The 14,913-nt window shown below is 70.1% G+C and carries 15 protein-coding genes; 4 read left to right on the top strand and 11 right to left on the bottom strand.

Translation table 11 applies throughout. From position 1 onward, the window contains the following. Nucleotides 1-42: 42 nt before the first annotated feature. From ACWD2L_RS17780 to ACWD2L_RS17760, 5 genes are all read right to left on the bottom strand, one after another. Nucleotides 43-726 carry a response regulator gene (locus ACWD2L_RS17780; RefSeq protein WP_351338555.1) on the bottom strand — a complete coding sequence of 228 codons (684 nt, stop codon included), beginning with the start codon at nt 724-726 and terminating at the stop codon, nt 43-45. Then, a complete protein-coding gene (locus ACWD2L_RS17775; RefSeq protein ID WP_351338557.1) occupies nt 723-3,365 on the bottom strand; it encodes a sensor histidine kinase KdpD in 2,643 nt (880 codons plus the stop codon). The genes ACWD2L_RS17780 and ACWD2L_RS17775 overlap by 4 nt, the downstream gene beginning before the upstream one ends. Before the next feature lie 197 nt (nt 3,366-3,562). Then, nucleotides 3,563-4,336: a DUF3710 domain-containing protein gene (locus tag ACWD2L_RS17770; protein WP_351338560.1), complete on the bottom strand. Its 774-nt coding sequence runs from the start codon at nt 4,334-4,336 to the stop codon at nt 3,563-3,565. A 1-nt stretch (nt 4,337) separates the two neighbouring features. Further along, nucleotides 4,338-4,892 (bottom strand): dUTP diphosphatase, encoded by a 555-nt coding sequence (dut, locus tag ACWD2L_RS17765; RefSeq protein WP_451190191.1) that lies wholly within the window; start codon nt 4,890-4,892, stop codon nt 4,338-4,340. Nucleotides 4,893-4,897: 5 nt separating this feature from the next. Further along, nucleotides 4,898-5,482, bottom strand: a complete 585-nt coding sequence (locus tag ACWD2L_RS17760) for a PaaI family thioesterase (protein WP_351338563.1) — start codon at nt 5,480-5,482, stop codon at nt 4,898-4,900. Between the two features lie 58 nt (nt 5,483-5,540). On the opposite strand from ACWD2L_RS17760, the gene ACWD2L_RS17755 reads away from it, so the two are divergent. Continuing rightward, complete coding sequence (locus tag ACWD2L_RS17755; protein ID WP_351338565.1) at nt 5,541-5,990, top strand: DUF3093 domain-containing protein; 450 nt, start codon at nt 5,541-5,543, stop codon at nt 5,988-5,990. A 29-nt stretch (nt 5,991-6,019) separates the two neighbouring features. On the opposite strand, the gene ACWD2L_RS17750 is transcribed toward ACWD2L_RS17755, so the two are convergent. From ACWD2L_RS17750 to ACWD2L_RS17735, 4 genes are all read right to left on the bottom strand, one after another. Then, nucleotides 6,020-6,955: a hypothetical protein gene (locus ACWD2L_RS17750; RefSeq protein ID WP_351338568.1), complete on the bottom strand. Its 936-nt coding sequence runs from the start codon at nt 6,953-6,955 to the stop codon at nt 6,020-6,022. 13 nt (nt 6,956-6,968) lie between these two features. Beyond that, nucleotides 6,969-7,265: a DUF4193 domain-containing protein gene (locus tag ACWD2L_RS17745; protein ID WP_018535993.1), complete on the bottom strand. Its 297-nt coding sequence runs from the start codon at nt 7,263-7,265 to the stop codon at nt 6,969-6,971. 427 nt (nt 7,266-7,692) lie between these two features. Beyond that, on the bottom strand, nt 7,693-8,934 hold the full coding sequence (locus ACWD2L_RS17740) for a sensor histidine kinase (RefSeq protein WP_351338571.1): 1,242 nt from the start codon (nt 8,932-8,934) through the stop codon (nt 7,693-7,695). A gap of 7 nt (nt 8,935-8,941) precedes the next feature. Then, the gene (locus ACWD2L_RS17735; protein WP_266714992.1) at nt 8,942-9,595 is read right to left on the bottom strand and encodes a response regulator transcription factor; all 654 of its coding nucleotides are present in this window, start codon (nt 9,593-9,595) and stop codon (nt 8,942-8,944) included. A gap of 341 nt (nt 9,596-9,936) precedes the next feature. Here ACWD2L_RS17735 and ACWD2L_RS17730 point away from each other — a divergent pair, with 341 nt between their 5' ends. After that, a complete protein-coding gene (locus tag ACWD2L_RS17730; RefSeq protein ID WP_351338573.1) occupies nt 9,937-10,110 on the top strand; it encodes a hypothetical protein in 174 nt (57 codons plus the stop codon). 113 nt (nt 10,111-10,223) lie between these two features. Here the strand turns inward: ACWD2L_RS17730 and ACWD2L_RS17725 are convergent, their stop codons facing one another. Both ACWD2L_RS17725 and ACWD2L_RS17720 read right to left on the bottom strand, forming a co-directional pair. After that, nucleotides 10,224-11,000, bottom strand: a complete 777-nt coding sequence (locus tag ACWD2L_RS17725) for an inositol monophosphatase family protein (RefSeq protein ID WP_351338594.1) — start codon at nt 10,998-11,000, stop codon at nt 10,224-10,226. Between the two features lie 85 nt (nt 11,001-11,085). Continuing rightward, nucleotides 11,086-12,225 carry a ferrochelatase gene (locus tag ACWD2L_RS17720; RefSeq protein ID WP_351338576.1) on the bottom strand — a complete coding sequence of 380 codons (1,140 nt, stop codon included), beginning with the start codon at nt 12,223-12,225 and terminating at the stop codon, nt 11,086-11,088. Between the two features lie 106 nt (nt 12,226-12,331). On the opposite strand from ACWD2L_RS17720, the gene ACWD2L_RS17715 reads away from it, so the two are divergent. Both ACWD2L_RS17715 and ACWD2L_RS17710 read left to right on the top strand, forming a co-directional pair. After that, nucleotides 12,332-13,618, top strand: a complete 1,287-nt coding sequence (locus tag ACWD2L_RS17715; RefSeq protein WP_351338578.1) for an MFS transporter — start codon at nt 12,332-12,334, stop codon at nt 13,616-13,618. Beyond that, nucleotides 13,539-14,897 (top strand): D-arabinono-1,4-lactone oxidase, encoded by a 1,359-nt coding sequence (locus tag ACWD2L_RS17710; RefSeq protein WP_351338581.1) that lies wholly within the window; start codon nt 13,539-13,541, stop codon nt 14,895-14,897. Before ACWD2L_RS17715 ends, ACWD2L_RS17710 begins: the two co-directional genes overlap by 80 nt. Nucleotides 14,898-14,913: the final 16 nt, after the last annotated feature.

Below are 14,913 nucleotides of genomic sequence, written 5' to 3'. Positions count from 1 at the left end.
TGACAGCGTCGTACCCGCTGGTGTACCCCGTTTTCGCGGGCCTCACCGCTCGAATCGGTAGCCCATCCCCGGTTCGGTGACGAAGTGCCGCGGGTGCGAGGGATCGGTCTCCAACTTGCGTCGCAACTGCGCCATGTACACCCGCAGATAGTTGGTCTCCGTCCCGTACGAGGGCCCCCACACCTCCTGCAGCAGCTGCTTCTGGCTGACCAGGCGGCCCGTATTGCGGACGAGGACCTCCAGGAGATGCCATTCGGTCGGAGTCAGCCGTACGTCGTGCCCGCCCCGGTTGACCTTTTTCGCGGCCATGTCGACCGTGAAGTCGGAGGTCTCGACGATCCCCTCGTCCTCGGTCCCGCCCGTGGGTTCGGCCCGCCGCACCGCCGCCCGCAGCCGGGCGAGGAGCTCGTCCATGCCGAAGGGCTTGGTCACGTAGTCGTCGGCGCCCGCGTCGAGCGCCTCGACCTTCTCGTCGGACGAATGCCGCGCGGACAGCACGAGGATCGGTACGCGGGTCCAGCCGCGCAGCCCCTTGATCACCTCGACGCCGTCCATGTCGGGCAGGCCCAGGTCGAGGACGATCACGTCGGGGTGGCGGGCGGCGGCGAGCTGCAGCGCCTGCGCCCCGTCGTGGGCGGCGTCCACCTCGTACTTGCGCGCCTTCAGGTTGATGACGAGGGCGCGCACGATCTGCGGCTCGTCGTCGACCACGAGCACCCGGGTCATGCGTGCCTGCCTCTCTGGGGTCCAGCGTCCTGACCGGCTGCTTGCCCGGCTGTCGGTACGGCTGTCGGTACGGCTGTTTGTACGGCTGTTTGTACGGCCTCCCGGACCGCGTCCTGAGGAGTGGTGCGGGTCGCGGCCCGCAGGGTGAGGACCATGGTGAGGCCGCCTCCTGGAGTGTCCTCCGCGCCGAGCGTGCCCCCCATGGCCTCCGTGAAGCCGCGCGCCACGGCGAGCCCGAGGCCCACACCGGCGCCGCGCGGAGCGTCACCGTAGCGCTGGAAGGGCTCGAAAATCCGGTCCTTGGCGTCGTCCGGTACTCCGGGCCCGCGGTCCACGACGCGCAGCTCCACACGGTCGCCGAGCGTGCTCGCGGAGACGAGGACGGGTTTGTCGGGTGGGCTGTACTTGACCGCGTTCTCGACGACGTTGGCGACAGCCCGCTCCAGGAGCCCCTTGTCGACGCTGACCATGGGCAGCGTCTCGGGCACGTCCAGGTCGACGCTGAGGTCCGGGTCCGGCACACCGACCAGCGCCATCGGCACGACCTCGTCGAGGTCGATCTCGCGGATGAGCGGGGTGACAGTGCCGGTCTGGAGGCGCGACATGTCGAGCAGGTTCCCGACCAGGTGGTCGAGCCGGTCGGCGCCCTCCTCGATCCCGGCGAGCAGTTCCGCCTGGTCCTCGGGCGACCAGTCGACGTCCTCGGAGCGCAGTGACGACACCGACGCCTTGATGCCCGCGAGCGGCGTCCGCAGATCGTGCGAGACGGCGGCCAGCAGGGCCGTACGGATGCGGTTGCCCTCGGCGAGCGCCCGCGCCTGGTCGGCCTCGGACTGCAGGCGCTGGCGGTCGAGCACGACGGCGGCCTGCGCGGCGAAGGCGGCGAGCACGCGCCGGTCCTCCGCGGGCAGCACGCGCCCGGTCAGGGCGAGCGCCAGGTGGTCTCCGACCGGCATGTCGACGTCGGCGTCCTCGGGCCGGCCGAGGGACTGCGCGCCGACGCTCGCCGCGCAGGTCCACGGCGCGGTGTCGCCCTCCCGCTCCAGGAGCGCCACGGACTCCATCGCGAAGGTCTCCCGTACGCGTTCGAGGAGCGCCTCCAGGCTGGTGTCGCCGCGCAGCACGCTGCCCGCCAGGACGGAGAGGATCTCGGACTCGGCGCGCAGCCGGGCCGCCTGGTGGGTGCGCCGCGCCGCGGTGTCGACGACCGAGGCCACGGACACCGCGACGCCCACGAAGATCACGATGGCGACGATGTTGCGGGGGTCGGCGACGGTCCACAGGTGCAGCGGCGGCGTGAAGAAGTAGTTGAGCAGCAGGGAGCCGAAGGCCGCCGACGCCAGCGCCGGGAGCAGTCCGCCGACCAGGGCGGCGGCGACCGTCAGCGACAGGAACAGCAGCATGTCGTTGGCGAGGCCGAGGTCGCTGTTGGCGTGCGTGAGGCCCAGCGCGAGCAGCGCGGGGCCGCCGATGCCGGTGAGCCAGCCCCACACGATTCGGGACCGGCCGAGCCGGGCGCCGCGGGCGACGGGCAGTCCGCGCCCCTTGGCGACCTCGTCGTGGGTGACGATGTGCACGTCGAGGTCGGCCCCGGACTCGCGGGCGACGGTCGCGCCGACGCCGGGGCCGAACATGTACTGCCAGGTCTTGCGCCGCGAGGAGCCGAGGACGATCTGCGTGGCGTTGACGCCGCGGGCGAACTCCAGAAGGGCGGCGGGAATGTCGTCGCCGATGACGTGGTGGAACGTGCCGCCCAGGTCTTCGACGAGGGTGCGCTGGACTGCCAGTTCCTTGGGCGAGGCGGCGGTGAGGCCGTCGCTGCGGGCGATGTAGACCGCGAGCACCTCGCCGCCCGCGCCCTTCTCGGCGAGCCGCGCCGCGCGCCTGATCAACGTACGGCCCTCGGGTCCTCCGGTCAGGCCGACGACGATGCGCTCGCGGGCCTGCCACGTGGAGCGGATGTTGTGCTCGCCCCGGTACTCCTGGAGGTACTCGTCGGCCCGGTCGGCGACCCACAGGAGCGCCAACTCCCGCAGTGCGGTGAGGTTTCCGGGGCGGAAGTAGTTGGAGAGTGCCGCATCGACCTTGTCGGGCTTGTAGATGTTGCCGTGGGCCATGCGGCGGCGCAGCGACTGGGGCGACATGTCGACGAGCTCGATCTGGTCGGCACGGCGGACGACCTCGTCGGGGACCGTCTCCCGTTGACGTACACCAGTGATCGAATCAACCACATCGCCCAACGACTCAAGATGCTGGATGTTGACGGTCGATATGACGTCGATGCCCGCACCGAGCAGTTCTTCGACGTCCTGCCAGCGCTTGGCGTTGCGTGACCCGGGCACGTTCGTGTGGGCCAGTTCGTCGACGAGGGCGACGGCCGGGGCGCGCCGCAGCACGGCGTCCACGTCCATCTCGTGGAAGACCGTCCCCCGGTACGCGAGCTCCCGGCGCGGGATCTGCTCCAGGCCGTGCAGCATCACCTCGGTGCGCGGCCGGTCGTGATGCTCGACGAACGCCACCACGCAGTCCGTGCCCCGCTCCACCCGGCGGTGCGCCTCCGACAGCATCGCGTACGTCTTGCCGACGCCCGGTGCCGAACCGAGGTAGATCCGTAGTTTGCCCCGCGTCCCGCGTCCCATGGCCTCATTGTCTTCCGGTGACTGCTCCACGCAGCGTCGAGCCTACGGCCTGCGATCTGCGCAAATGGGGCGGATGACGGCCGGACGGGTGGCCTTGACGCAACCCTGATGCCCCCTGATGCCCCCTGATGCACGAAACCGGGGCCGCGCACCCTGACGGATGCGCGACCCCGGCCTCGTACGGCTGTGTGAGCGCCTCAGCGCACCTCGGTGATCTCCGGGCCGCGGGCCAGCTGGCCCATGCCGCCGGAGAAGCGCGAGGGCTCCTGGCCCTCACCCTGGGAGCTCTCGGCGACCATCTGCGCGTCGTCGGGGAGCTTCAGGACGATCGGGTCACGCGGGGCCATCGGGCCCTCGCCGCGCACCACGACGGTGTCCTTGAAGATCTGCTCCAGGAGACCGGCCGCCTGCGGCTGCACGGCACCCTGGCCCGAGATCACGCCGCGCAGGAACCAGCGCGGGCCGTCCACGCCGATGAAGCGCACGACCTGGAAACCGCCCGTGCCGTCCGGCAGTTGCACCGGCACCTGGGCACGCAGTTCCCAGCCGAGCGAGCCCTCGACCTCGTCGATCACACCACCCTGCTGAGTGATGCCGGAGGCGATCTCCTCGCGGACCTCGCCCCAGATGCCCTCCTTCTTGGGGGCGGCGAAGGCCTGCAGCTGGATCGCGCTGTCCTGGAGGACGACGGTCGCCGCGACGATCGCGTCGCCCGCGACCTCCACACGCAGCTCCATGCCCTCCACGCCGGGGACGAAGACTCCGCCCAGGTCGACCCGGCCCTCGCCGGGCTCGCGGACCTCGGAGGCGTCCCAGGGACCGTCGGGACGGGGCTCGGGCTCGAGCCGGACGCGGTCCGACTCCTGCTCGTCCGAGTCGACGCTGCCGACGCTGTCAGCGTTCTCAGCGAACTGCTCGGCCTCGCCGGCCGCATCCTCGGCGGCGCCGTTCTTGTTACGACGTCCGAACACGTCACTGTCCTTCCCGGTCGGATACGACCGAAGCGTATCGATTCCCACCCTTTTGACCGTCCGCGCCACTGTCGGCAACGGTCGGGCCACCCACGGCAGCGTGCCCGCCGGTGGACCCGAAGCCCCCTCCGGCCCGCACCGAATCGGGAAGCTCCGCGACCTCCTGGAAGCGGACCCTCTCGACCTGCTGGACCACCAGTTGGGCAATCCGGTCGAAGCGCTCGAACCGCACGCTCTCGCGCGGGTCGAGATTCACCACGATCACCTTGATCTCCCCACGGTACCCGGCATCCACCGTCCCTGGGGCATTCACCAGAGCCACGCCGCAGCGCGCTGCGAGGCCGGATCTGGGGTGCACAAAGGCCGCGTACCCCTCGGGCAGGGCGACCGACACACCGGTGGGCAGGACGACCCGCTCACCGGGCGCGAGTTCGCACGCCTCGGTGGTACGCAGATCCGCTCCGGCGTCGCCGGGGTGCTCGTACGAGGGCAGCGGCACGTCGGGGTCGACGCGCCGCAGGAGCACGCCGAGTTCGCTGCCGGGGCCGCCGGACACAATGCTCACGGGTTCACCTCGAAGGCGCGGGCGCGCCTGACCTGGTCGGGGTCGCTCATGGCCGCCTCGATCTCTGCCGGGCGGCCGTTCTCGATGAAGTGGTCGACCTTGACCTCGATGAAGAGGGCTTCGGCACGCACCGCCACGGGCCCGTCGGGGCCGCCGATCCGGCCGGTCGCGGTCGAGTAGATCTTGCGGCCGGCGACGGCCGTCACCTCGGCGGACAGATACAGCACCGTGTCCACGGGAACGGGCCGCACGAAGTCGGTCTCCAGGCGGCCGGTCACGGCGATGGCCTGAAGCAGCCAGTTCAGGGAGCCGAGCGTCTCGTCGAGCGCGGTAGCGAGGACCCCGCCGTGCGCGAGACCCGGCGCGCCCTGATGCGCGGGGCGCACGGTGAACTCGGCGGTGACGGTGACGCCTTCACCGGCCCGCGCCTCCAGGTGCAGCCCGTGCGGTTGGTCGCCGCCGCAGCCGAAACAGTGTCCGTAGTGCGCGCCGAGGAGCTCGCCGGGGGCGGGCGCGTCGGGGTGCCGCACCGGGGCTATGGCGTCGGCGGGGGGCGTCAGAGCTGCAGAAGTACCACTCACAGCCGCAGACCTTACCCGCGCGTCCTATCAGTGCACGCATCGTGCCAAGCTTGACCCCATGGAGCTCTCGACGACGCCTTACGACGAACGACTCACCGCGCCCCGTACGTGGTGGTTGATCACGTTCATGGTGGGGGTTGTCGGGGCCATCATCATGCTGCCCTTCGGCCCGTTGCCACTGCTCGGCGGCTTCGTCGTCGGACTGGTCGTCGCGGCCGTGATCACCAGCTCGTACGGCTCGGCGCGGGTCCGTGTCGTGGCCGACTCGCTGGTCGCGGGCGACGCGAAGATCCCGCTGTCCGCGCTCGGCGAGGTGCACGTGCTGGACGCGGAGGAGGCACGCGCGTGGCGCACGTACAAGGCCGACCCGCGCGCCTTCATGCTGCTGCGCAGCTATGTCACGACCGCGGTGCGGGCGGAGATCACGGATCCGTCGGACCCGACGCCGTACGTCTACCTGTCGACGCGCGACCCTGAAGCTTTGGCAAAGGCTCTGAGCCGCGCCTGAACTCCGGGCCGCGCCCGGCGAGGGCGGGGTCAGGCCCCGATCTCCAGGGCGTCGGGCGGCTCCTCCAGGGGCGACTGTTCGTTCAGCGCCTCCCAGGGGACCTGGTGTCGCCGCAGGTCCTGGCGTACCCGGTCGGCCAGTTTTCTGGTGTCACGCCGGTTCATGAACGCTCCCACGGCCGCGCCGATCATGAACGGCGTCAGGCTCGGAAGGTTCCGCACCATCCGCTTCATGATCTGCTGCCGCAGCTCGCGCTTCATCTGCCCGCCGAGCGCTGCGTTGACCGTGGTCGGCTTCGCCACGTCGATGCCGCGCTCTTCCGTCCATGCGGTCAGGTAGGCGCCGCTACGGGCCTTCAGGGCCCCTGGCGGGCGCAGTCCGTAGACCTCGTGCAGCTCGGCGATCAGCTTGAGCTCGATCGCGGCCACGCCGGTCACCTCCGCGGCCAGTTCGGTCGGCATCGCGGGCGGTACGGGCAGCATCGCGGCGGCGCCGACTCCCGCACCCACGGTGGATGTTGCTGCGGCCGCGCCCGTGACCAGCTTGTCCGCGAGCTGTTCCGGGTCGAGACCGGGGAACTGCTTGCGGAGGGTCGCCAGGTCCCGCACGGGAACCCGCGGCGCGATCTCGATGATGCGATCGGCGAGATAGCCGATCGAGGCCTTGGCGGCCGCGCCGCCCTTGGCCAGCCCCGTTCTGGCTGTTCTGGCACTTCTCGCGACGGCGCCGCCTCTGCGCGCACCGTCACCGCCGGCCGCCGGGGCCACCGGCAGTTCGCCCGTCGACGCGTGATCGTCCGCCGATTCGAGCGAGGCGTCTTCTCCGGGGGCACCGGGTACAGCACCTGGTGCTCCTGGGAAAGAGCCTCGCTCGTCGTCACGCACGGCCTCTGACGGGCCTTGAGCCGCCCCGCGGTCCTTCTTGTTGCGGGAGCGGCGCTTCCAGGGCGGGGTCGAGCTGGTCATGCCCGACCCGCCCTCAGTCGCAGTCGCGGCAGATGGGCTGCCCGTTCTTCTCCCGCGCGAGCTGGCTTCGGTGGTGCACCAAGAAGCAGCTCATGCAGGTGAACTCGTCCTGCTGCTTGGGCAGGACACGGACGGCCAGTTCCTCGTTCGAGAGGTCGGCGCCCGGAAGCTCCAGGCCCTCCGCCGCCTCGAACTCGTCCACGTCGACATTCGACGCCGACTTGTCGTTACGCCGCGACTTCAGTTCCTCAATGCTGTCTTCGTTGAGGTCGTCATCGGTCTTGCGTGGGGTGTCGTAATCCGTTGCCATGTCGCTCTCCCCCTCTGGGTGTCTTCGGTGTCTCAAGCGCCGTAACGCATGAGAGGCCGGACTTGTGCCCGACCTGAGGCGGAGATTTTGCCTCACATCAAGGTCTGTTACTCAATCGACACCCAACTGGATCCCTCACGAGTGATCGTCTTGGGTGGCGAACGGGACCGTACACGGTCCGATTGCCGCACTGCACAGGCGCCACCCCGTGTACTTCCCGTGATCAAGGCGCCCGAAAACCCGGACTTTCCCGGCTTTCACACGGCTTTTGCGATCACGGAGAGTGGACGGCCGAAAAAAAGCCCATGTGATCGATCACACACGACAATCTCCGGCGCAGGTCCGGAAAATTCAGCCAAAAGCGAACGTCCCCAGCGCGTCGGCGGAAGCATGTCAGATCCATGCGCCGCACGCACGTTGAACCGAGCTAGATCGGCAGGGTGACCCGCATCACGAGCCCACCCCCCTCGCGTGGCTCGGCTGTGATGCGGCCGCCGTGGGCGCGCGCGACGGACCGGGCGATGGAGAGCCCGAGGCCCACGCCCTTGTCGCTGCCGGTGCGCTCGGTCCGCAGCCGCCTGAATGGTTCGAAGAGGTTGTCGATCTCGTAGGCGGGGACCACGGGACCCGTATTCGCGACCACCAGGACCGCCTGGCCGTGCTGGGCCTCCGTGTCCACCTCCACCCATCCCCCTTCGGGGATGTTGTAGCGGACCGCGTTCTGTACGAGGTTCAGGGCGATGCGCTCCAGGAGCACGCCGTTGCCCTGGATCACCGCTTCCTTGCACTCCCCGCGGATCTCCACGCCCTTCTCGTCGGCCTCGGACCTGGCCTGGTCGATCGCCTGCGAGGCGACCTCCGCCAGGTCCACGGGCTTGCGCTCGACGATCTGGTTGTCGCTGCGGGCGAGCAGCAGCAGGCCCTCCACGAGCTGCTCGCTGCGCTCGTTCGTGGCGAGCAGTGTCTTGCCGAGCTGCTGGAGCTCCACAGGGGCGCCCGGATCGGAGAGGTGCACCTCCAGGAGGGTGCGGTTGATCGCGAGCGGCGTACGCAGCTCATGGGAGGCATTGCCGACGAAGCGCTGCTGCGCCGTGAAGGCGCGCTCCAGGCGGTCCAGCATCTCGTCGAAGGTGTCGGACAGCTCCTTCAGCTCGTCGTCCGGTCCGTCCAGCTCGATGCGGCGCGTCAGGTCCGTGCCGGCGACCCTGCGCGCGGTGCGCGTGATCCGGCCGAGCGGGGACAGGACACGGCCCGCCATGGCGTAGCCGAAGGCAAAAGCGATGACGGCGAGGCCCATCAGGGCCATCAGGGAGCGGCTGAGAAGCACGTCGAGAGCGTGCTGGCGCTGCTTGTTGACGCAGCCGTTCATCAGATCGTTCAGCTCGCTCGCCGAGATGTTCCCCGTCGGGAAATTGCAGCTGGCGCTGATGACATGCCCGTCGGTGACCTTGAACGGCAGGTCGCCGCCCACGTCGAGGGCCTGCGCGGCCAGGAGGTAGATGATCGAGAGCAGCAGGATGCCCGCGATGAGGAACATGCCGCCGTACAGCAGTGTGAGGCGTATCCGGATGGTCGGGCGGAGCCAGGGGAAGGGCGGTTCCGTCTTCGTCCCGGGCTTCCATGTCGGTTTCGGTGGCGCCGGAGAGGGTGGCGCGGGTGCGGCGGCCATCTAGGGATCAGATCCGGTAGCCCGAGCCGGGCACGGTGACGATGACGGCGGGCTCGCCCAGCTTGCGGCGCAGGGTCATCACGGTGACCCGCACGACGTTCGTGAACGGGTCCGTGTTCTCGTCCCAGGCCTTCTCCAGGAGCTGCTCGGCCGAGACGACGGCGCCTTCACTGCGCAGCAGCACCTCGAGGACCGCGAACTCCTTGGGAGCGAGCTGGATCTCCTTGCCGTCCCGGAACACCTCACGGCGGTTCGGGTCGAGCTTGATCCCCGCGCGCTCGAGCACGGGTGGCAGCGGCATGCTCGTACGTCGCCCGAGAGCCCGCACACGGGCCGTCAGCTCGCTGAACGCGAAGGGCTTGGGGAGGTAGTCGTCCGCCCCGATCTCCAGGCCCTCCACGCGGTCGCTGACGTCGCCGGAGGCGGTCAGCATGAGGATGCGGGTGGGCATGCCCAGCTCGACGAGCTTGCGGGCGACGTCGTCGCCGTGCACAAGCGGGAGATCGCGGTCGAGGACGACCACGTCGTAGTCGTTGACGCCGATGCGCTCCAGGGCGGCCGCACCGTCGTACACGACGTCGACGGCCATGGCCTCCCGGCGGAGTCCGGTGGCCACCGCATCGGCGAGCAGTTGCTCGTCCTCGACGACGAGTACGCGCACGTCGTTTGTCCTTCCTCTGGTCGCCCACCGGCGCGTTTCTCGGGCACGCGGGCAGGTCGGGTGTGGGGCTGTGGTCACCATCCTGCCCCTTTCGGCCATAAACCGGCTGTAAGACGGACGGGGCCCCGGGGAATGCGGGATTTTTTCTGCGTAGGCCGAGGTTTCTCCGGAAGGGAGCTTGGGGAGGACGGCTGTACATCCGCGATCACGCTTTGTATGTGGCATGCCACGAGCCGCTGTAGAGACCGCCCTCCGCCAGGGCTGCCTCGGGACGTGATCGCCCCTTCCAAGGGCACACCCCCGTGCCATCGACCCACGACCCAGGATGAGGGGGCGCAACCATGGACGCATTCACCGCAGGACTTCTGCAGCGCATCAAGGCGGCCGAGACCGACCTGACGCTGGCGCGCGAGACCGGTGACGACTTCCTTGCCGAGGTCGAGCAGGGCGAACTGGACGACCTCCGCCGCCTCGCCGCCGAGCACGGCGTGGAGGTTCACGCCTCGAGCGTCTGACGCACGTACGAAGGCCCCGGCGCCTGGTTGATCCAGGCGGGCGCCGGGGCCCTTTCGCGTTCCGCGAGTGCGTGAGCCGTTGGCCGTTGGCTGTGAGCCGTTGGCCGGGGCGCTCAGTCGTGCCAGGCGCCGAGTTCTTCCAGCCAGTTCTGAAGCGGCTCGAAGACGCCGGGGGGCGCCGCGATCGTCAGCTCCGGGGAGAGCGGCTCTCCGGGACGGCCTCCGGTGAGGGCGCCCGCCTCGCGCGCGATGAGGTCGCCGGCCGCGAAGTCCCAGGGGTTCAGGCCGCGTTCGTAGTACGCGTCCATGCGCCCGAGCGCCACGTCGCACAGGTCGATCGCGGCCGAGCCGCCGCGCCGGATGTCGCGCACGCGCGGCACCAGCTGACCGAGGACCTCGGCCTGGCGGGCGCGGCGCGACTCCAGGTAGCCGAAGCCGGTGCCGACCAGCGCCTGCTCGAGGGGCGGCGCCACGCGCGGGTGCGCGGGGCGGTCGTTCACGAAGGCGCCCTCGCCGAGGACGGCGCGGTAGGTCTCGGCGCGCATCGGGGCGGCGACGACGCCGACGAGCGTCTCGCCGTCCTTGCGGGCCGCGATGGAGACGGACCAATCCGGGCGTCCGTAAAGGTAGTTGACGGTGCCGTCGATGGGATCGATCACCCACTGGACGCCGCTGGTGCCCTCCACGGAGGAGCCCTCCTCGCCGAGCACCCCGTCGTCGGGGCGGCGCTCGGCCAGGTAGTCGGTGATCAGCTTCTCGGAGGCGATGTCCATCTCGGTGACGACGTCGACGGCGCTCGTCTTGGTGGCGGCGACACCGAGGTCCTCGGGCCTGCCGTCGCGCAGGAACACGCCGGCCCGCGCCGCCGCCTCCAGGGCGATCTCGAGCAGTTCCGCCTTGAGGGACGTGAGGTCGCCTGCGGTGTGGGCAGCCTCGGTGGCCCTGGGGGCCTGGGAGTCGGTCACGTCACTGTCCTTACGCGTACGGGCTGTCGGCGCCGGCGGCGGCCGGCTTGGGGGCGCGGGCGGGGCAGCAGCCCACGGGACACAGGTCGTGGCTCGCGCCGAGCGCGCCCAGGGCGCACGGTGTGACGTTCCTGCCGCTCTCGGTCGCGGCCCGTTCCAGGGTCAACTCCCGTACGGCGGCCGCGAAGCGCGAGTCGGCTCCCACGGTGGCGGAGCGGCGCACTGGAAGACCCAGCTCCGCGGCCTTCGCCTCGGCCTCGGTGTCGAGGTCGTAGAGGACCTCCATGTGGTCGGAGACGAAGCCGATGGGCACCATGACGACGGCCGGGACGCCCGCCGCGTGGCGCTCCTCCAGGTGGTCGCAGATGTCGGGCTCGAGCCACGGGATGTGCGGGGCGCCGGAACGCGACTGGTAGACGAGCTGCCAGGGGTGGGCGACACCGGTCTCCTCGCGCACCGCGTCGGCGATCAGCTGCGCGACATCCAGGTGCTGCTTCACGTACGCGCCCCCGTCGCCGTGCTCCTCGGGCCGCCCGGAGGTGTCGGCCGCAGCGGTCGGGATGGAGTGCGTGGTGAAGGCGATGTGGGCGCCGGCGCGGACGTCCTCGGGGAGGTCGGCGAGGGACTTCAAGACGCCCTCCATCATGGGGCGCACGAAGCCGGGGTGGTTGAAGTAGTGCCGCAGCTTGTCGATCTTCGGCGGTTCCAGGCCCTCGGCCTCCAGCGCGGCGAGCGACTCCGCGAGGTTCTCGCGGTATTGGCGGCAGCCCGAGTACGAGGCGTAGGCGCTGGTGGCGAGGACGAGGATGCGGCGGTGGCCGTCGGTGACCATCTCGCGCAGCGTGTCCGTCAGGTACGGCGCCCAGTTCCGGTTGCCCCAGTAGACCGGCAGGTCCAGGCCGTGCTCGGCGAAGTCCTTGCGCAGGGCGTCGAGCAGCGCCCTGTTCTGGTCGTTGATCGGGCTGACCCCGCCGAACAGGAAGTAGTGCTGCCCGACCTCTTTGAGCCGCTCCTTGGGGATGCCCCGGCCGCGCGTCACGTTCTCCAGGAACGGGACGACGTCGTCGGGGCCCTCCGGACCACCGAACGAGAGCAGCAGCAGGGCATCGTAGGGGCGGGCATCAAGGCTGGCAGCGTGCGCGTCTGGCATGTCTTCGATCCTCCCACCCGGCACTGACAGGCGGAAAACCGCGTGTCGCCCGGGCCGTGACACGCGTAAGCTGTATCCACTGCTTTTACGCCTTACCGGAGTCGAGTTGCCCAGCCCCTACCGCGCCATATTCGCCCTGCCCGGAACCAAGAGCTTCTCCGCGGCCGGGCTCCTGGGCCGGATGCCCCTGTCCATGATGGGCATCGGCATCGTCACGATGGTCTCCCAGTTGACCGGTCGCTACGGGCTCGCCGGCGCCCTGTCCGCGACAGTCGCCCTGTCCGCCGCGCTGATCGGGCCGCAGATCTCCCGACTCGTCGACCGGCACGGACAGCGCCGGGTGCTGCGGCCCGCCACTCTGGTCTCGCTCGCCGCCGTCACCGCTCTCCTGCTGTGCGCGAAGTACACGGCGCCGGACTGGACCCTGTTCGCGTGCGCGGCGCTCGTCGGCTGCGTCCCGAGTGTCGGCTCCATGATCCGGTCACGATGGGCGGCCCTCTACGGAGACGTCCCGCGGCAGCTGCACACCGCGTACTCCTTCGAGTCGGTGCTGGACGAGGTGTGCTTCGTGTTCGGGCCGATCATCTCGATCGGACTGTCCACCGTGTGGTTCCCGGAGGCGGGCCCCCTTCTGGCGGGCTGTTTCCTCGCGGCCGGTGTCTTCTGGCTGACGTCGCAGCGAGCCACGGAACCCGTACCGCACCCGCGTGAACAGCACACCCGCGGATCGGCGCTCCGCGCGCGTGGTTTGCAGGTTCTGGTGGCGACCTTCGTCGCGACGGGGGCGATCTTCGGGTCGATCGACGTCGTCACGGTGGCCTACGCCGAGGACCTCGGCCACAAGTCGATGGCCAGCGTGGTGCTCGCCGTCTACGCGACCGGCTCCTGCCTCGCGGGCGCCCTGTTCGGCCTGCTGCACTTCAAGGGGGCGCCCGCTCCCAGGTGGCTGGTGGGTGTCGTCACGATGGCCGTGAGTATGATCCCCCTCCAACTGGTCGGGAACCTGCCACTCCTGGCCGTGGCGCTCTTCGTCGCGGGCCTGTCCGTCGCACCGACGATGATCACGACGATGGCCCTCGTCGAGCAGCACGTACCGCGCGCGAAGCTGACCGAGGGCATGACCTGGGTGAGTACCGGACTCTCGGTCGGCGTCGCGCTCGGCTCCTCCGTGGCCGGCTGGGTGATCGACGCGGCCGGGGCGGGAGCCGGGTACGCGGTGCCGGGGGTATCCGGCGCCGTCGCGGTCGTCGTCGGGCTCCTCGGCTATCGCCGGCTGAAGCGGCCGGTTGTTCCGCAGCGGGGAGGAAGCACCAATGAGCAGGTCGCAGACGGGAACGCCGGGCACGCCGGGGACGCGGACGGGCAGCCGGAGGAGCAGCCAAGCCTGGCGTAACTGGGCGGGGAACGTCACGGCACGCCCCGTGCGCGAGGTGACGCCCGCGTCCGTCGAGGAGCTGACAGCGGCGGTACGCGGCGCCGCGGAGGACGGCCTGAAGGTGAAGGCCGTCGGCTCGGGCCACTCCTTCACCGCGGCGGCCGCGACCGACGGGGTGTTGATACGCCCTCAACTGTTGACCGGGATCCGCAGCATTGACCGGGTGAACGGGACCGTCACGGTCGAGGCCGGTACACCGCTCAAGCGACTCAACATGGCCCTGGCCCGCGAGGGCCTTTCGCTCACGAACATGGGCGACATCATGGAGCAGACGGTCTCCGGCGCCACCAGCACCGGCACGCACGGCACGGGCCGCGACTCCGCGTCGATCGCCGCGCAGATCAAGGGACTTGAGCTGGTCACCGCGAGCGGAGAACTCCTCGTCTGTTCCGAGAAGGAGAACCCCGACGTCTTCGCGGCCGCCCGCATCGGTCTCGGCGCCCTCGGCATCATCACGGCGATCACCTTCGCCGTGGAGCCGATCTTCCTGCTCTCCGCGCGCGAGGAGCCGATGTCCCTCGACCGGGTGCTCACGGACTTCGAGGAGCTGCACGCCGAGAACGAGCACTTCGAGTTCTACTGGTTCCCGCACACGGGCAGCTGCAACACCAAGCGCAACAACCGCAGCGCGGGCCCGGAGGCCCCCGTCTCGAGGCTCAGCGGCTTCGTCGAGGACGAGCTGCTCTCCAACGGCCTGTTCCAGGTGGCCAATTCGATCGGCCGCGCGGTGCCCGCCACGATCCCGTCGATCGCCAAGGTCTCCAGCCGGGCACTGTCCTCCCGGACATACACGGACATCCCCTACAAGGTCTTCACATCACCGCGCCGCGTGCGCTTCGTGGAGATGGAGTACGCGCTTCCGCGCGCGGCCCTGGTGGACACACTGCGCGAGTTGAAGTCCCTGGTCGACCGCTCGCGCCTGCGGGTCAGCTTCCCCGTGGAGGTCCGCACCGCCCCGGCCGACGACATCGCGCTGTCCACTGCGTCCGACCGCGACACCGCCTACGTAGCCGTGCACATGTACAAGGGGACGCCGTACCACCGGTACTTCACCGCGGCCGAGCAGATCCTCACCGCCCATGAGGGGCGCCCGCACTGGGGCAAGATACACACGCGCGACGCGGACTACTTCACGCGCGCGTACCCGCGCTTCGGCGAGTTCACGGCGCTGCGCGACCGCCTGGACCCGGACCGCGTGTTCGGCAATGCCTATCTTCGGCGGGTCCTCGGCGACTGACCCGCCGGCCCCCGGA

It is taken from the genome of Streptomyces sp. NPDC002754 (assembly GCF_053592315.1).
This window is presented reverse-complemented; position numbering and strand designations above follow the sequence as displayed.